This window comes from Neoroseomonas rubea, assembly GCF_016106015.1.
In the GTDB taxonomy this organism is placed as follows: domain Bacteria; phylum Pseudomonadota; class Alphaproteobacteria; order Acetobacterales; family Acetobacteraceae; genus Neoroseomonas; species Neoroseomonas rubea.
Window position 1 is genome coordinate 1 of sequence record NZ_JACADQ010000061.1, and the last position, 17192, is coordinate 17192.

Annotated in this window: 17 protein-coding genes; 9 read left to right on the plus strand and 8 right to left on the minus strand. The window is 72.3% G+C overall.

Annotated features, from left to right (window positions below):
• A partial coding sequence (locus HW577_RS08920; RefSeq protein ID WP_269769524.1) for a thiamine pyrophosphate-binding protein occupies positions 1–570 on the minus strand: 570 nt, incomplete at its 3' end.
• A gap of 185 nt (positions 571–755) precedes the next feature.
• Between HW577_RS08920 and HW577_RS08925 the strand changes: the two genes are divergently transcribed.
• From HW577_RS08925 to HW577_RS08960, 8 genes are all read left to right on the plus strand, one after another.
• Positions 756–2207, plus strand: coding sequence for a circularly permuted type 2 ATP-grasp protein (locus HW577_RS08925; RefSeq protein ID WP_198375805.1), 1452 nt, complete (start codon positions 756–758; stop codon positions 2205–2207).
• Complete coding sequence (locus HW577_RS08930; RefSeq protein WP_198375792.1) at positions 2207–3148, plus strand: alpha-E domain-containing protein; 942 nt, start codon at positions 2207–2209, stop codon at positions 3146–3148. The genes HW577_RS08925 and HW577_RS08930 overlap by 1 nt, the downstream gene beginning before the upstream one ends.
• An 18-nt stretch (positions 3149–3166) precedes the next feature.
• Positions 3167–3904, plus strand: coding sequence for a proteasome-type protease (locus HW577_RS08935; RefSeq protein ID WP_198375793.1), 738 nt, complete (start codon positions 3167–3169; stop codon positions 3902–3904).
• 61 nt (positions 3905–3965) lie between these two features.
• The gene (locus HW577_RS08940) at positions 3966–4931 is read left to right on the plus strand and encodes a tripartite tricarboxylate transporter substrate binding protein (RefSeq protein WP_198375794.1); all 966 of its coding nucleotides are present in this window, start codon (positions 3966–3968) and stop codon (positions 4929–4931) included.
• 7 nt (positions 4932–4938) lie between these two features.
• Positions 4939–5406, plus strand: a complete 468-nt coding sequence (locus HW577_RS08945) for a (2Fe-2S)-binding protein (RefSeq protein ID WP_198375795.1) — start codon at positions 4939–4941, stop codon at positions 5404–5406.
• Positions 5403–7538: a xanthine dehydrogenase family protein molybdopterin-binding subunit gene (locus HW577_RS08950; RefSeq protein WP_198375796.1), complete on the plus strand. Its 2136-nt coding sequence runs from the start codon at positions 5403–5405 to the stop codon at positions 7536–7538. The genes HW577_RS08945 and HW577_RS08950 overlap by 4 nt, the downstream gene beginning before the upstream one ends.
• Positions 7535–8497: an ABC transporter substrate-binding protein gene (locus HW577_RS08955; RefSeq protein ID WP_198375797.1), complete on the plus strand. Its 963-nt coding sequence runs from the start codon at positions 7535–7537 to the stop codon at positions 8495–8497. Before HW577_RS08950 ends, HW577_RS08955 begins: the two co-directional genes overlap by 4 nt.
• Positions 8498–8681: 184 nt before the next feature.
• Complete coding sequence (locus HW577_RS08960; RefSeq protein ID WP_198375798.1) at positions 8682–9647, plus strand: tripartite tricarboxylate transporter substrate binding protein; 966 nt, start codon at positions 8682–8684, stop codon at positions 9645–9647.
• A gap of 133 nt (positions 9648–9780) precedes the next feature.
• Here the strand turns inward: HW577_RS08960 and HW577_RS08965 are convergent, their stop codons facing one another.
• From HW577_RS08965 to queA, 7 genes are all read right to left on the minus strand, one after another.
• Positions 9781–10440, minus strand: coding sequence for a type 1 glutamine amidotransferase (locus HW577_RS08965; RefSeq protein WP_198375799.1), 660 nt, complete (start codon positions 10438–10440; stop codon positions 9781–9783).
• The gene (locus HW577_RS08970; protein ID WP_198375800.1) at positions 10437–10994 is read right to left on the minus strand and encodes a VUT family protein; all 558 of its coding nucleotides are present in this window, start codon (positions 10992–10994) and stop codon (positions 10437–10439) included. The genes HW577_RS08965 and HW577_RS08970 overlap by 4 nt, the downstream gene beginning before the upstream one ends.
• A complete protein-coding gene (gene queC, locus HW577_RS08975; RefSeq protein ID WP_198375801.1) occupies positions 10991–11695 on the minus strand; it encodes a 7-cyano-7-deazaguanine synthase QueC in 705 nt (234 codons plus the stop codon). The genes HW577_RS08970 and queC overlap by 4 nt, the downstream gene beginning before the upstream one ends.
• Complete coding sequence (gene queG / locus HW577_RS08980; protein ID WP_332837577.1) at positions 11692–12711, minus strand: tRNA epoxyqueuosine(34) reductase QueG; 1020 nt, start codon at positions 12709–12711, stop codon at positions 11692–11694. Before queG ends, queC begins: the two co-directional genes overlap by 4 nt.
• Before the next feature lie 82 nt (positions 12712–12793).
• Entirely contained in the window at positions 12794–13267 is a 474-nt protein-coding gene (gene queF / locus HW577_RS08985; protein ID WP_198375802.1) for a preQ(1) synthase, read from the minus strand.
• Complete coding sequence (gene tgt / locus HW577_RS08990; RefSeq protein WP_198375803.1) at positions 13264–14391, minus strand: tRNA guanosine(34) transglycosylase Tgt; 1128 nt, start codon at positions 14389–14391, stop codon at positions 13264–13266. Before tgt ends, queF begins: the two co-directional genes overlap by 4 nt.
• Positions 14388–15440: a tRNA preQ1(34) S-adenosylmethionine ribosyltransferase-isomerase QueA gene (gene queA, locus HW577_RS08995; protein ID WP_332837576.1), complete on the minus strand. Its 1053-nt coding sequence runs from the start codon at positions 15438–15440 to the stop codon at positions 14388–14390. The genes tgt and queA overlap by 4 nt, the downstream gene beginning before the upstream one ends.
• A gap of 599 nt (positions 15441–16039) precedes the next feature.
• Between queA and HW577_RS09000 the strand changes: the two genes are divergently transcribed.
• Positions 16040–17110, plus strand: coding sequence for a TRAP transporter substrate-binding protein (locus HW577_RS09000; RefSeq protein ID WP_198375804.1), 1071 nt, complete (start codon positions 16040–16042; stop codon positions 17108–17110).
• The last annotated feature ends 82 nt before the right edge of the window (positions 17111–17192 follow it).

Genomic DNA, 17192 nt, shown 5'->3' on the forward strand with positions numbered 1-17192 from the left:
GATCGCGGCCGCCTCCGGCGCCGGCGGGACGGGGGCCGCGACGCGCGCCGGAAGTGCGGCCGGCTGCTTCGCCGCCCCGCCTGAAAGTTCGATCAGCGCCGCGCCGCGGGGTGCCGCCATGGCCGCGCCGATCGCCCGCGTCGCCGCATCCCCCGCCGCCATCTGCCCGACCGAAAGCTGCGCCTTGGTCACCGGCGCCAACATCGCGGCATGGTCGAAATACTGGTGCGTGGCGAAGGCGCGCTCGGCGGGCGCGAAGCCATCGGCCAGCAGCACCACGGGCGCGCGGTCCAGCGCCGCATGCGCCATCCCGTTCGCGGCATTGCCCACGCCGGGACCACGCGTGCAGAGCGCCGCACCGGGCGTCCCGGACAGTTCGGCCTCCGTCGCCGCCATGATCACGGCGGAGGTCTCGTGCCGCGCCAACACGAAGGCGAGGCCCCGCGCCTTGGCGGCCGCGATCAGGTCGAGGCTCGATCCACCCCCCGGCACGCCATAGATGCGCTTCGTGCCGGCCGCGGCGAAGGCGGCGGCGATGGCGTCGGCGGCGGTGGTGGCGGTCTCGGTCATGCGGGCTCTCCGGCGGCGGGGCGCGGAGGATAGGCGCGCCCCCCGCCGCTGCCCATAAGGGGGCAGGCGACGCCCGTTTGCTGGGCAGAAGGCGCGGCCGGGGCGAGGGATGCGGCCGCGTCGCCCTTGCGTCCGGCGCGCCGCCCCGGCAAGGCTCGCATCGGGAGGATACTTCGCCGGTGACCATGCCCAGCCCCGCCTTCAACGAGATGACGACCGACGGCCTGGTCCGAGGCCCCTATGCCGAGATCGCCCGCTGGCTCGCCTCCGCCCCGCGGGAGGCGCTGGAACAGCGGCGCCACGAGGCCGAACTCCTGTTCAAGCGCATCGGCATCACCTTCGCCGTCTATGGCGAAGGTGGCGATCCGGAGCGGCTGATCCCCTTCGACATCATCCCCCGAATCCTGGCACGGGCGGAGTGGGAGGCGCTCTCCCGCGGCCTGGTGCAGCGGGTCAAGGCGCTGAACCTCTTCCTGCTCGACGTCTATGGCGCGCAGGAGATCCTGCGCGCGGGCCGCATCCCGGCGGGGCTGGTGCGCGACAACGCCGCCTTCCGCCCGGAGATGAAGGGATTCGTCCCGCCGGGCGGCGTCTACACCCATATTGCCGGTATCGACGTGGTGCGCACCGCCCCGAACGAGTTCTGGGTGCTCGAGGACAATTGCCGCACGCCGTCCGGCGTCTCCTACATGCTGGAGGGGCGGGAGGCGATGCTGCGGTTGTTCCCCGACCTGTTCGCCCGCCACCGCATCGCGCCCGTGGGCCATTACCCCGAGGAACTGCTCGAGACACTGAAATCCGTCGCCCCGCCCAATTGCCGCGGCCTGCCGCGCGTCGCGATCCTCACGCCCGGGTCGTACAACAGCGCCTATTACGAGCATTGCTTCCTGGCCGACGAGATGGGCGTGGAAGTGGTCGAAGGGCCGGACCTGTTCGTCGAGGACGACGTCGTCTTCATGCGCACGACCACGGGCCCGCAGCGCGTGGACGTGATCTACCGGCGCATCGACGACGACTACCTCGACCCGCGGGTCTTCCGGCCGGAAAGCGTGCTCGGCGTGCCGGGGCTGATGGCGGCCTACAAGGCGGGCAATGTCGCGCTTGCCAACGCGCCGGGGGCGGGCATCGCCGACGACAAGGCGATCTACCCCTATGTGCCCGAGATGGTGCGGTTCTATCTCGGCGAGGAGCCGCTGCTGGCGAACGTTCCCACCTACCTTTGCGAGCGGGACGACGACCGCGCCCATGTACTCGCCCATCTGGATGAGCTGGTGGTGAAGCTGACGCATGGCTCGGGCGGCTACGGCATGCTGATCGGCCCGCACAGCACGGCCGAGCAGCGCGCCGAATTCGCCGAGCGCATCCGGGCGAAGCCCGCCGACTACATCGCGCAGCCGACGCTTTCGCTGTCCACCGTGCCGACGCTGGTGGACAAGGGCATCGCGCCGCGGCATGTCGACCTCCGCCCCTTCGTGCTCTGCGGGAAGGAAGTGCGGATCGTGCCGGGCGGGCTGACGCGCGTCGCGCTGCGGGAAGGCTCGCTCGTCGTCAATTCGTCTCAGGGCGGCGGCACCAAGGACACCTGGGTGCTGGAGGACGATCCCGCCGACATCCCGAAGCCGGCGGAGGCAGGCTGATGCTTAGCCGCACCGCCGACAGCCTGTTCTGGCTCGGCCGCTACATCGAGCGCGCTGGCAACAACGCCCGCGGCCTGCAGGTTGCGCTGCGCATGTCGAGCCTGACGCGCGACGCCGCGGTGCGCGACAGCGCCTGGCGGGCGCTGCTGATCGCCACCGGCTGCGCGCCTGGCTTCGCCGCGACGGGGGCGGAGCCGACCCAGGAAGCCGTGGTGCGCTACCTCGCCGCCGATCCGTCCAACCCGTCCTCCATCCTCTCCTGCATCGAGGCGGCGCGGCGAAACGCGCGGGCCGTGCGCACCGCGCTGACGGTCGACATGTGGGAAGCGGTGAACGAAACCTGGTCGGAGGCGCGCCGGACCACCGCCGCGACCTTCGCGCCCGACAACCTGCCGGGCTTCCTCGACTGGGTCAAAAGCCGCACGGTGCTGTTCAACGGCGCCTATGCCGACACCATGCTGCGCGAGGAAGCCTGGCGCTTCGTGCGCCTCGGCACGACGATGGAGCGCGCGGACAACACCGCGCGCGTGCTCGACGTGCATCACCACGCCATCGCCAATGCGGACCAGGACGGCGCCGTCGCCTATGGGCAGTGGCAGGCGATCCTGCGCTCGGTCTCGGCGCTGCGCGCCTATCACTGGGTGTTCCATGCGCGGCTCGAGCCGCGGCGGATCGCGGAGCTGCTGATCCTGCGCCCCGAGCTGCCGCGGTCCATGATCGCCTGCTATGCGCGGATCGAGGAGACGCTGGAAGGCATCGCCGCCGCCCATGGCGGCCGGCGCGGCGAATGCCACCGCCTGGCCGGGGAGATGCACGCCAGGCTGCGCTTTGGCCGGATCGAGGATATCATGACGGGCGGTCTGCACCACTTCCTGACCGCGACCATCGACCGGAATCTCGAGCTCGGCCGGCAGATCCAGGATTTCTACCTGCAGGCCTGAGCGCCGCGGAGGCGCGTCATGACATATTGCGTGGGCCTGTACCTGAACGAAGGCCTGGTCCTGCTGTCCGACACCCGCACCAATGCGGGCGTCGACCACATCTCCACCTTTGGCAAGATGCATGTGGAGGAGATACCGGGGGAGCGCATGATCGCCATGCTCACCTCCGGCAACCTCGCCATCAGCCAGGCGGTGTGGAACCGGCTGCAGGAAGGCGTGTGGCTCGATGGCCAGCTGCACACGCTGCGCGACGTGCCGACCATGTTCCGCGCCGCGCAGTTGACTGGCCAGGCGGTGCGCGCGGTGTTCGACACGGACGGCCCGGCGCTGCGCGCGCAGGGGATCACCTTCGATGTGGCGCTGCTGCTGGGCGGGCAGATCGGCGGGCAGCCGCAGCGGCTGTTCATGATCTACGCCGCGGGCAACTTCATCGAGGCGACGGCCGACACGCCCTTCCTCCAGGTCGGGGAGCACAAATACGGCAAGCCGATCCTGGACCGCGTCGTCACCCCCGATACGACGCTGGTCGATGGCGTGAAGCTCGCGCTGATCAGCATGGATTCGACGCTGCGCTCGAACCTCACCGTGGGCATGCCGCTCGACCTGCTGGTCTATCGGGAAGGCACGCAGCGCGTGACGCTGCGCAAGCGCATCACCGAGGACGAGCCCTATTTCCGCTTGGTCCGCGAAGGCTGGTCGAACAGCCTGCGGGACGCCTACCGCGCCATGCCCGTGCCGGACTGGGTGCCGGGCTGAGCCCCTTGCGCGTCCCTGGATCGCTGCCACAAATGCCGCCACGAACCGGGAGGGAAAGACGATGATCGGACGCAGGACCACGCTCGCGATCGGCGCGCTGGCAGGGCTCGGGGCGCGCGGCGCCGCCGCGCAGGCCTGGCCCACCCGCCCCATCCGCATCATCGTGCCCTTCGGCCTCGGCGGGTCCGCCGATGTCGCGGCGCGCTTCCTCCAGGAACCGCTCCAGCAGGCCTTCGGGCAGTCGGTGGTGGTCGAGAACCGCCCCGGCGCCGGCGGGACGATCGGCGCGGACGCCGTCGCCAAGGCGCAGCCGGACGGGCACACGCTGCTGCTGATGTCCAACACGCACACGGCGAACGAGACGCTGCTGCCCAACCGCCCCTATGTGCTGATGCGGGACCTCGCCCCCGTCGCCTTCATCAACGTCGCGCACCACGTGCTCGCGGTGCATCCCTCGCTCGGCGTGTCGAGCGTGCAGGAGCTGATCGCCTACGCGAAGGCCAATCCGGGGAAGGTGGACTACGCCTCCTCCGGCCCGGGCACGCCCTATCACGTGGCGGGCGAGGTGTTCCGCGCCATGGCGGGCATCGAGATCACCCACATCCCCTTCCGCGGCTCGAACGAGGCGCGCACGGCGCTGATCGCGGGCCAGGTGCCGATGATGTTCGACGCCATCCCGACCATGGCGGAACAGGCGCGCGGCGGCCGCGTGCGCGCGCTGGCGACGACCGGCCCGCAGCGCAGCCCGCTGCTGCCCGAGGTTCCCACGGTGGCGGAAGTGCTGCCGGGCTACGAGGCCAGCATCTGGCTCGGACTGATGGCGCCCGCCGCGACGCCCGCGCCGATCCGCGAGCGGCTGAACGCCGAGGTCAACCGCATCATGGGCCTGCCCGCGACGCGGGAGGCGCAGCAGCGCGCCGGCGCGCTCGTGAACCCAATGGGCGTCGAGGCCTTCGACCGCTTCCTGCGGGAGGACATCACGCGCCAGGCCGAGGGCATCCGCCTCGCCCGCATCCAGGCGAACTGAGCGCCGCATGGTCGCCTTCACGCTGAACGGCGCGGCCGCCAGCGCCGAGATGCCCGAGGCGACGCCGCTGCTGCACGCGCTGCGCGGCCCGCTCGGCCTGTCGGGGCCCCGCTTCGGCTGCGGCGCGGAACAATGCGGCGCCTGCGCCGTGCTGGTGGATGGAAGGCCGGCCTATGCCTGCACGCTGAACCTTGGCGCCGTCGCCGGGCGCAGCGTGACGACGGTCGAAGGCCTCGGGACGCCGGAGGCGCCGCACCCGCTGCAGCGCGCCTTCCTGGCCGAGCAGGCGGGGCAGTGCGGCTTCTGCCTCTCGGGCATCCTGGTCGCCGCCGCGGCGCTGCTGGCGCGCGACCCCGATCCGGACGATGCGTCGATCCGCGCGGCGCTCGATGCGCATCTGTGCCGCTGCGGCAGCCACAACCGCATCCTGCGCGCCGTGCGCCGTGCGGCGGCCGAGATGAGGGGCGTGCGATGAACCTCGCCTATGTCCAGGCCACCGGCGGGAAGGACGACCGACCGCGCCTGCCGGGCAGCCTGCATGTCAACCGCCGGCTCGACCGCTGGCTTGCCTTCGACGCGGCGGGGCATGTCACGGTCACGCCGGGCAAGGTGGAGCTGGGGCAGGGGATCCTGACCGCGCTCGCGCAGATCGTGGCGGATGAGCTCGACGTCGCGCTCGCCCGCGTGGTGGTGCGCGCGGCCACCACGCCCGACAGCCCGAACGAGGCCGTGACCTCCGGCAGCCTGTCCGTGCAGGAAAGCGGCATGGCGCTGCGCCACGCGGCCGCTTCCGCGCGCGCGATCCACCTGCAGGTCGCGGCACAGCGCAGCGGCGTGGCGGTCGAGGCGCTGCGCGTCGAGGATGGCGCCTTCCTCGCCCCCGATGGGCGACAGGTCGGATCCTACTGGTCGCAGGCCGATGCCGCGCTGCTCGCCTGCGAGGCGCCCGCCGATGCGCGGCCGAAGCCGGCCTCCGAACGCCGCGTCGCCGGCACCTCCGCCGCGCGGCTCGACCTGCCGGACAAGGTCTTCGGCGTGGCCCGCTTCGTCCACGACCTGCACCTGCCGGGAATGCTGCATGCGCGCGTGGTGCGGCCGCCGGCGCGGCGGGCGCGGTTGCTCGCACTCGACGACGCCGCCCTTCCGCCGGGTGCTGCGCTCGCGCGCGACGGATCTTTTCTCGCCGTCCTGGCCGACGAGGAACACACGGCCGAACGCGGGGCAGAACGCCTCGCCGCCCGCGCGCGCTGGGAGGCCGAGGACAGCCTGCCCCCCGCGCAGGATCTGCCCGCCTGGCTGCGCGCCGAACCCGGCGAGCGGGAGGTGGTGGCCGAACGCGAAAACGAAGCAAGCGACGCCGCGCGGACCCTGCGCGCGACCTTCTTCCGCCCCTACGTCGCCCATGCCTCGGTCGGGACCTGCTGCGCCGTCGCGCGCTGGCGCGACGACACGCTCGAGGTCTGGTCGCATTCCCAGGGCATCTACAATCTCCGCGCCGACCTCGCGAAGGCGCTCGGCATGGAGGAAGCGGCCATCCTCGTCCATCACGTCGAGGGCGCGGGCTGCTACGGGCACAATGGCGCGGATGATGTGGCACTCGATGCCGCGCTTGCCGCGCGCGCCGTGCCCGGGCGGCCGGTGCGGCTGCTCTGGACGCGCGCCGAGGAACTCGCCTGGGCGCCCGTCTCCTCCGCCATGCTGGTCGACATCGAGGCTTCGCTCGACGCCGAGGGCCGCATCAGCGCGTGGCGGGAGGAGGTGACGAGCCACGGCCATTCCGCCCGCCCGGGGCGCAACCCCGCGCCGACGCTGCTGGCCGTAGAATACATGGACCCGCCGCGCGCCATCCCGAACGCCATCAACCCCCCGCTCGCCGCCGGCGGGGGCGCGCAGCGCAACGCCGTGCCGGCCTATCGCATCCCACGCCTGACGGTGGGCGTGACGCGGATCGCGCGGATGCCGCTGCGCTGTTCTGCGCTGCGCGGGCTTGGCGCGCCGGCCAATGTCTTCGCGATCGAATCCGTGATGGATGAACTCGCCACGATGGCCGGGCGCGATGCGCTCGAATTCCGCCTCGCGCACCTCGACGATGCGCGCGGGCGCGACGTGCTGGCGCTGGCGGCCGAGATGTCCGGCTGGCGACAGCGGACGAAGCGCGAGGGCTTCGGCCTCGGCCTTGCCTACGCCCGCTACAAGAACACCGGCGCCTATTGCGCCGTGGCCGCCGAGATCGAGGCGCTCGACCGGGTTTTCTGCCGCCGCCTCTGGATCGCGGCCGATGTGGGGGAGGCGATCAACCCGGACGGCGTGATCAACCAGTATGAGGGCGGCGCCATCCACGGCGTGTCCATGGCGCTGAAGGAACGCGTCGAATTCGACAGCCGCGGCGTGACCTCCGACGAGTGGGAGAGCTACCCGATCCTGCGCTTCACCGAAGTGCCCGCGGTCGAGACGCGGCTCATCGCCCGGCCCGAGGCGCCGCCGCTGGGCGCAGGGGAGGCGAGCCTCGCGCCCACCATCGCCGCCATCGCCAATGCCATCCACGACGCGCTCGGCATCCGCCCGCGCGCCATGCCCTTCACGCCGGACACCATCGCCGCGACATGATCAGCCTCACCCTCGCCTGCACCTCCTCCGACCGCACGCGGCCGCTCATGGACGGGCGCTTCCGCGTGCCGGGCTGCGACATCACCTTCATCCCCGGCGAGCCCGAGGACATCTTTCGCCGTGCGCTGCGCGACAAGGCGTTCGACGTCAGCGAATTGTCGATGGGCAGCCATATCGTCACCACCGCGCGCGGTGACTCGCCCTATGTCGGCGTGCCGGTTTTCCTCTCCCGCGCCTTCCGGCATTCCGCGGTCTATGTCCGTACCGATCGCGGCATCCGATCGGCGGCCGATCTCGCGGGGCGGACCATCGGCCTGCCGGAATACCAGCAGACTGCGGCACTCTGGGTGCGCGGCTTCCTGCGGGAACAGTATGGCGTGGACACGAAGGGCATCGCCTGGCGGACGGGCGGCGAGCGCGTGGCGATCACGCTGCCCGCGGGCCTCGATGTGAAGCCGCTCGGCCGCGACCTTGAGGCGGCGCTCGCCGCCGGCGAGATCGACGCGCTGATCGGCCCGCGGCCGCCGCGCTGCTTCCTCGACGGCAGCGCGCCCGTCGCGCGGCTCTGGCCCGACACGCGGGCGGAGGAGGAGGCCTGGTTCGGCAGGACCGGCTTCTTCCCCATCATGCACTGCCTCGCCGTGCGAAAGGACGTGGCGGAGCGCCACCCCTGGCTGCCGGTCGAGCTGTTCCGCGCCTTCGCCGCGGCGAAGAAGGCCTCCATCGAGGAACTCCGCCTCGTCAACGTGCTGCGCGTCTCCCTGCCCTGGATCGCGGCGGAAGCCGAGGCGCAGATCGCGGCCATGGGCGGCAACCCCTGGCCCTACGGCTTCGCGCGCAACCGCGACGAGATCGCAGCCATGATCCGCTTCGCCGTGGATGATGGGCTTGCCGCGCAGCCGATCACGCCGGACGCGCTGTTCCATCCTTCCGTGCTCGACCTGATCGACGCGGCCTGACACCCGGCCGACAGGGGATCGGCTTTTGTCGGGGGCGGTTCGGTCCCTGGTGTCGCGCGCGGCCGCCCCGGCACCCCGCGCGCCATGCGGAGTTGCCAGGAACCTTCGTGCGTCGGCCTGAGGGGGTTGCGCGGCGCTCCGCGGCGCCGCATCACACGCGCAAGACCAACCGGGAGAACGCCAGATGACCCGCATCACCCGTCGCCTCGCCCTCGGCGCCGCCGCCGCGACTCTCGCCGCGCCCGCCCTCCGCGCGCAGGGTGCGGCGATCCGCATCGTCGTGCCCTTCGCGCCGGGCGGTTCGACCGACGCCGTCGCGCGGCTCGTCGCGCCCGGCCTGACGCAGCGGCTCGGTGCGCCGGTGGTGGTGGAAAACCGTAGCGGCGCGGCGGGGTCCATCGGCACTGACATCGTCGCCAAGGCGCGGCCGGATGGGCAGACCTGGCTGCTGACCTTCGACAGCCACGCCACACTCGCCGCCCTGCTGCCGCAGCTGCCCTTCAACCCCGATCGCGACCTCGACCCCGTCATGCTGATCGGCGGCGCGCCCTATGTGCTCGCCTGCAAGCCGGACAAGCCGTTCCGCTCGATCACGGATGTTGTGAACGCGGCGCGCGCGCGGCCGGACGGCGTCTCCTTCGGTTCGACCGGCAACGGCACGATCGGCCACCTGACCATGGTGCTGCTGCAGGGCCGGACGAACACGCGCATCACGCACCTGCCCTATCGCAGCGGTGGCCTCGCCGTGAACGACACGGTCGCAGGCCATACCGACATGATGATCGGCTCGGCCGCCGTGGTGCATCCGCATGCGCGCTCGGGCACGTTGCGCACCTTTGCGCAGTTCGGCCCGCAGCGCCTGCCGGCGCTGTCCGACCTGCCGACCGTGGCCGAAGCGGGGCTTCCCGGGCTCGAGGCCGAGGCCTGGTGGGGCGTCTTCGCCCCGCATGGCACGCCGCAGGACGCGGTCGCGCGCATGAACGCGGCGCTCAAGGAATCGCTGAACGAGGAGCGCGTGCGCACGACGATGCTCGAGGTGCAGCAGGCCCGCCTGATCGCCTCCTCCCCGGCCGAGCTCGGCACCTTCCTCGCGCGGGAAGTGGCGAAGTGGGGCGAGGTGGTACGCGCGAACAATATCCGCGCCGACTGATCCCGACCGCCCGAAGGAAAGACCTTCGCAGGGTCGGCACCGGCGGCCTTGTTACCCGCGCGGATGTCCCGCCGGCTCCGCGTGCCATACCTTCCGCACGAAGGTCGAGCCTTCGTGCGGCGGAGAGGACGGATCAGCGGGGCGCGAGCGCGCTGCGCACCATCTCCTCGAACAGCGCGTGCGGCGGGGCGATCCGCTCCGCCGCCGCCAGCACCGCCGGGCCGTCCACCCGGTCCGCGAAGCGCGCGACCCAGCCCTTCACGATCTCCGCCGTCGCTTCCGGGTGGAACTGCACACCGATGCGGTTGGCGTGCCGGAAGGCCTGCACGGTGCCGCCATCGCGCGCGATCACCTCGGCGCCCGGCGGGGGGCGGAAATGGTCGCCATGCCAGCGCACGAACGGGCCGCGGAAACGTTCATCTGCGGCTTCCTCGTTGGCGAAGACGCCGAGGAAGGCGCGGCTCTGCCCGATCGGTTCCGCATGGCCGCCGGTCGCCGCCGCCAGCATCTGCGCGCCGAAGCAGATGCCGATGATGGGCCGCCCGGCCTCGGCCAGCCGCGCGACGATGCCGCGCTGCGCCGCGACCCAGGGGATGTGCGTGTCGTAGACGCCATGCGGGGAGCCGAGCAGCACGACGAGGTCGGCCGAATGCGCCTCGGCCTCGCGCGCCGGCAGGTCTTCGCCGCGCATCACCTCGATGCGCGCGCCGCCTTCCGCGAGCCACGTCCCGAAGGCGCCTTCCGGCGCGGTTTCCGAATTCCGGACGATCAGGACGCGGCGGCCCGCGATCATGCCGGCTCGATCCCGAGCCGTGCATCGCGCCGCCGCAGCAGATGCACCAGCGGCAGGGCGAGCACCACCATCCAGGCCTTCCCCACCACCTGGCCGGCCAAATACTCGAGGCTGCCGAAGGCGAGCCAGAGGAACACCACGCTGTCCACGACGAGCCCGACCGCCCCGCTCGCCGCCACCGCGAGCACGAGGCCGCGCCGCTGCAGGGGCGTGTAGACGCCGAGGTCGGCGAGTTCGCTCAGCAGGAAGGCGACGGCCGAGGCGATGACCAGCGCCGGCGGCGCGAGGAAGGCCGAGAGCGCCGCCCCCGCCAGCACCGCGCCCGCCGCCCAGCCCAGGCCGAGCCGCCGCTGCACGAGGTCCCGCAGCACCAGCGCGAGCCCGATCATCAGCACGCCGGAGGGCGCCATCAGCCCCGGTGCCACGGGCACGAGGCAGGGCCCGTTCGGCACACAGACCGTGCCCGCATTGCCGATCAGCCAATTGGCCGCGGGGATGCACAGGCCGAAGCCGATCAGCGCAAGCACGCCTTCCGCGCGCGGGGTCAGTGTCATAGCCGCTCCGAGACGAAATCCGCCCAGCCCCTGGCGCGCAATTCGCAGGCCGGGCAGGTGCCGCAGCCGAAGCCCCAGGGGTGGCGGTGGGTTCGGTCGCCGAGATAGCAGGAGTGGGTATTCTCCACCACCGCCGCAACGAGGCCCTCGCCGCCCAGCCGTTCCGCCAGCCGCCAGGTCTCGCCCTTGGACAGCCACATCAGCGGCGTCTCCAGCACGAAGCGCCGTTCCATGCCGAGGTTCAGCGCGACCTGCAGCGCCTTGATCGTGTCGTCGCGGCAGTCCGGGTAGCCGGAATAGTCGGTCTCGCACATCCCCGCCACGATGCGGCGGATGCCGCGCCGATACGCGAGCGCCGCGGCGAAGGTCAGGAAGACGATGTTGCGGCCGGGGACGAAGGTGTTCGGCAGGCCGTCCGCGGTCATGGTGATCGCGGCCTCGCGCGTCAGGGCGGTCTCGGAGACCTCGCCCAGCGCATCGAGGCGCAGCAGGTGGTCGGGCCCGAGCCGCGCCGCCCAGCCGGGGTCGAGTGCGGCGACGGCATCGCGGAAGGCGCCGCGCACCGTCAGTTCCACCGCGTGCCGCTGGCCGTAGTCGAAGCCGAGCGTCTCCACATGCGCGAAGCGGTCCAGCGCCCAGGCGAGGCAGGTGGCGGAATCCTGCCCGCCGCTGAACAGCACGAGCGCGGCGTCGTCCCTCATGGCGCATCCTCCAGCCGTTGCGCCGCCCAGCGCGCGGCATCGGCCACGGCCGGGTCGGCATCCTCCGCCCGTGCCTGCGCGACCGGGCGCAGCGCGGGGTCGGCGGAATTGCCGATCGCGACCATGACGTTCCGCACGAAGCGGTCCCGCCCGATGCGCTTCACCGGGCTGCCGGAGAACATCGCACGGAAGGCGGCATCGTCCAGGGCGGCGAGGTCGGCCAGCAGCGGGGCGCGCAATGCCTCCCGCGGCGCGAAGGCGGGCTCGCTGTGGGCGCGGGCGAACTTGTTCCAGGGGCAGACGGCCAGGCAGTCGTCGCAGCCATAGATGCGGTTGCCCATCAGCGGCCGCAGCGCCGGGTCGATCGGGCCGCGATGCTCGATGGTGAGGTAGGAGATGCAGCGCCGCGCATCGAGCTCATAGGGCGCGGGGAAGGCCGCGGCCGGGCAGGCGTCGAGGCAGGCGCGGCAGGAGCCGCAATGATCGACCTCCGCCGCGTCGGCGCCGAGGTCGAGGGTGGTGAAGACCTCGCCCAGGAACAGCCATGAGCCATGCGCGCGGGAGACGAGGTTGGTGTGCTTGCCCTGCCAGCCGAGGCCCGCGGCCTGGGCGAGCGGCTTTTCCATCACCGGCGCCGTGTCAACGAAGACCTTTATCCCGGTGCCCGGCCAGCGTTCGGCCATCCAGCGGCCGAGCGCCTTGAGTCGCTTCTTCACCACGTCGTGGTAGTCGCGGCCCTGGGCATAGACGCTGATGGTCGCGCGGTCGCGTCGGTGCAGGCTTTCGAGCGGGTCCGTCTCCGGCCCGTAGTTGAGCCCCAGTGCGACGACCGAGACGGCTTCCGGCCAGAGCGCCTGCGGATGGGCGCGCTGTTCCGCGCGGTCTGCCATCCACCCCATCGATCCGTGCCGACCTTCGGCCAGGAAGCGCATGAGCCTGTCGCGTGCTTCGGGTGCGAGATGCGCGCGCGCGAAGCCCACGGCATCGAAGCCGAGGGCGAGTGCGTGCTGCCTGATGGCGTCCCGCGGCTCATGGTTTCCAAAGGCCTTTCGGCCTTTGGTGGGGAGGTCCGGAGGGGCGATGCCCCTCTGGTCGGCGTCAGCCGCGCCCACGATAGGGCTGGACCTCCTGGGCCGGGATCCAGACGCCTTCGGGCGGCGTGCCGGACTGCCAGAAGACGTCGATCGGTATGCCGCCGCGCGGATACCAGTACCCCCCGATCCGCAGCCACACGGGTGCGAGGAGCCCGACCAGCCGTTGCGCGATGTCGAGCGTGCAGGCCTCGTGGAAGGCGCCGTGGTTGCGGAAGGCGGCGAGGTATTGCTTGAGCGACTTGCTCTCGACGATCCATTCGTCCGGCACATAGTCGATGACCAGGTGCGCGAAATCGGGCTGGCCGGTGAGCGGGCAGAGCGAGGTGAATTCCGGCGCCGTGAAGCGCACGCAATATCGCAGCCCCGGATGCGGCGCGCGGACGCGTTCCAGGACCGCGTCCTCGGGCCGGCTGGGCAGGGCGGTCTGGCGGCCGAGCTGGGTCAGGCCGTGATATTCGTGGTCGGGGGCGCCGCTCATGCCGCTTTCTCCTCTTCGCCTTCGCGCCATCCGGCTTCGATGCGCGCGACCGTCGCCGCGAAGGTGCCGTCCAGGATTGCCTGGCGGAGGTCCGCCATCAGGTCCTGGTAGTACTGGATGTTGTGCCAGGTCAGCAGCATCGGCCCGAGCATCTCCCCCGCCTTGAACAGATGGTGGAGATAGGCGCGGGAATGCCTTTGGCAGGCCGGGCAGCCGCAGTCCGGGTCGAGCGCGGAGGGATCCTCCGCATGCCGCGCATTGCGGATGTTGAGCACGCCGCGCCGCGTATAGGCCCGGCCCGTGCGGCCCGAGCGCGTCGGCATGACGCAGTCGAACATGTCGATGCCGCGCGCGACCGCGCCCACCAGGTCGGCGGGCGTGCCGACACCCATCAGGTAGCGAGCGCTGTCCTGCGGCAGCAGCGGGCAGGTCGCCTCCAGCACCGCGAACATCGCCGCCTGGCCCTCGCCGACCGCCAGGCCGCCGACGGCGTAGCCCTCGAAGCCGATGCGGGTCAGCGCCTCGACGCTCTCGGCGCGCAGGTCGGGGAAGGTGCTGCCCTGGACGATGCCGAACAGGCCGTGGCCGTCGCGCGGGACGAAGGCCTCGCGGCAGCGCGCGGCCCAGCGCATGGACAGGCGCATGGAGTCGGCTGCCTGCTGCGCCGTCGCCGGGAAGGGCGTGCATTCATCGAGGCACATGGTCACGTCGGCGCCGAGCAGGTGCTGGATCTCGACGCTGCGTTCCGGCGTCAGGCGATGCTTCGTGCCGTCGATATGGCTGCGGAAGGTCACGCCGCCTTCGTCCATCTGCCGCAGGCCGGACAGGGACATGACCTGGAAGCCGCCGGAATCGGTCAGGATCGGCCCTTGCCAGTCCATCAGCCGGTGCAGCCCGCCCAGCCGCGCGACGCGTTCGGCGCCCGGGCGCAGCATCAGGTGGTAGGTGTTGCCGAGCACCATGCGCGCGCCGGTCGCGCGCACCGCGTCCGCCGTCATGGCCTTGACCGTGCCGGCGGTGCCGACGGGCATGAAGACCGGCGTCGGCACTTCGCCATGCGCGGTCAGCAGCATGCCGGCGCGGGCCGCGCCGTCCTGGCCGCGGGGCTCCCAGCGCAGCGTCATGCGGCGCGTTCCAGAAGGGAGGCGTCGCCGTACGAATAGAAGCGGTAGCGCTGCGCGATTGCATGCGCATAGGCCGCCTTCATGCGCGCGGTGCCGGAAAAGGCGCAGACCAGCATGAACAGCGTGCTCTTCGGCAGGTGGAAGTTCGTCATCAGCAGGTCGACGGTCCGGAAGCGGTGGCCGGGCAACAGGAACAGGTCGGTCAGGCCGCGGAAGGGAAGCACCCCGCCATCCTCCGCCGCGGCGCTCTCCAGCAGGCGGAGCGCGGTGGTGCCGATGGCGAGGATCCGCCCGCCGGCGGCCCGCGCCGCGTTGATGGTGGCCGCCGCGTCCTCCGTCACCTCTCCCCATTCGGCGTGGAGCTGGTGGGCGCGGGGGTCCTCCGCGCGCATCGGCAGGAAGGTGCCGGCGCCGACATGCAGCGTGACGGTCGCCCGCGCCACGCCTTTCGCGGATATGGCGTCGAGCAGGGCCGGGGTGAAGTGCAGGCTCGCGGTCGGCGCGGCGACGGCGCCGGGGCGGGCGGCGAAGATTGTCTGGTAGTCCTCCCGATCCGCCGCGCGCGGGCCGTCGGGACGGGCGATATAGGGCGGCAGGGGCACTTCCCCCGCCTGGTCGAGGGCTGCGGCGAGCGGCCCCGGGTCCGGCCCGAAGTCGAGCCGCACGGCCCCGCCCTCCGGCGCCTCCAGCACCTTCGCCGTGCAGGCTTCGGCACCTTCGACCGCGATCACATCCCCCGCGCGCAGGCGTCGCGCGTTGCGCACCAGCGCGTGCCAGATGCCGCCGCCTTCCGATCGGTTCAGCATCACCTCGATCCGCGCCTCGCCGCGGCGGGCATGCAGGCGCGCGGGGATGACCTTCGTGTCGTTCACCACCATCACGTCGCCGGGGCGCAGCAGGCCTGGCAGGTCGCGCACGCCTCCGTCGCGCAACCCTTCGCGTGCCACCACCAGCATCCGCGCGGCATCGCGCGGCCGCGCCGGTTCCTGGGCGATCAGGCCTTCGGGCAGGTCGAAGTCGAAATCGGCGGTGCGGAGGGGCTCGGACACGGTCGGGCGGGTAGCCCGCGCCGCGCCGGGGCGCAACCGGGCGGGTTCAGTCGCCGGCGCGGCGGAACCGCCGGTCCCGGATGCGGAGGGGGGCGCGACCTGCGCCGTGGTGAAGCCCCACGCGACGCGGTCGCGGATGCGATGATTGCCGCAGGCGACATTCAAGCCGCCCTCCGCCGCGGCCGGGGTCGGAAAGGCGGACAGTGTCGCGGGCCCGGCATGGGATGGTCGGCGCGCCGCCCCGGATGGCGAGGCGCCCCTTCCGTCCCGGGGGAGCCGGGCCCCTGGTGGCCGCGCGCGCAAGGGTTCCGCGGCCCACAGCGCCAGGGGCACGGCGATCGCGATGCGTGTGCGATGACCCCGGCGGATCACGCCGCCGGGCGCCTGGGTCGGCATCGGGCCGATCCGCATCCGGAAGGCATCCGTGCCGCCGAGATCGGCAGCCGTTCCCCACCCTGCCGTTCCCGAGGGCATCCGGCGGCACATCGCCGCCGGATGCGCCGCCGCCGCCCCCTCGACGCCCCCGCCGGCGCGTGGTCGAGTGCCCGAACGGTGGGTCGCGCGGCAGATGCGACCCCGCGCAACAGGAGGAGTTCGCGATGCTGCGACGCATGATGGCCGGCCTCGCCATGGCCACGGCCGCTTCCCTTCCCGCGATGGCCCAGGCGCCGAGCCTGCCCGCCGGCCCGCAGGTGCGCATCGTCGCCGTGACGCAGCCCTTGCCGACCCAGCCGCAATACACCCGCGTGGACCAGCCCATCCTGCGCGACGCGACCGCGCAGCGGAGCAACGGCCGCATCCAGGTGACGCTCGCGACCCATGCGGAACGCAACCTCGCAGGCAACGAGATCGTCCGCCTCGTCCGCTCCGGCCAGGTGGAGATCGGCGCCGGGACGCTGACGACGCTGTCGGGCGACGTGCCGATCCTGGACGGCGTCGATCTCGCGGGCCTGGCACCGGACATCCGCGACGCGCAGCGCATCGCCGAGGCGATCATCCCCGCCGCCAACCGCGACCTGGAACGCTTCGGCACGCGGCTCGTCGCACTGTATCCCTTCCCGGCGCAGGTGGTGTTCTGCCGCGCGCCCTTCACGAGCCTGGCCGACCTGCGCGGCCGTCGCGTCCGCACCTTCGGCAACTCGCTCGTCGACTTCTTCAACACCCTCGGCGCGCAGCCGGTCAGCATCGGCTTCCCGGAGGTCTATTCGGCACTCGAGCGCGGCGTGGTCGATTGCGCCATCACCGGCTCGGGCTCGGGCGCCGCGGCGCGCTGGCCGGAAGTGACGACGCACATCTCCGCGATGCCCGTCTCCTGGGCCGTCGCGGGCTACCTCGTGAACCTCAACTGGTGGAATCGGCTGGATCCGCAGGTGCGCGCCTTCATGGAGGCGACGATGAAGGAGGTGTCGGACGCGCAATGGGCGCTCGGCGCCGCGGCCACGCGCGACGGCATCGACTGCAACATCGGCCGCGCCGCGGAATGCCGCATCCACAATGTCGCCGCCCGGCCCATGACGGAAGTGCCCGCGACGGATGCGGACCGCGCCGAGGCGCGGCGCATCTTCCGCGAGGTGGTGCTGCCCGGCTGGGTGCGCCGCTGCGGCGCGCGCTGCGGCGAGGTGTACAACGAGGTGATCGCCCCGATCTCCGGCGTGCGCTTCGGCGGGTGAGCGGCGCGGTCGGCCCCGTCCCGGCGCCGCTGCGCGCGGCCCGCGCCATCCGGCGCGCGGTCGCAGCGGTGGCGACGGTGAT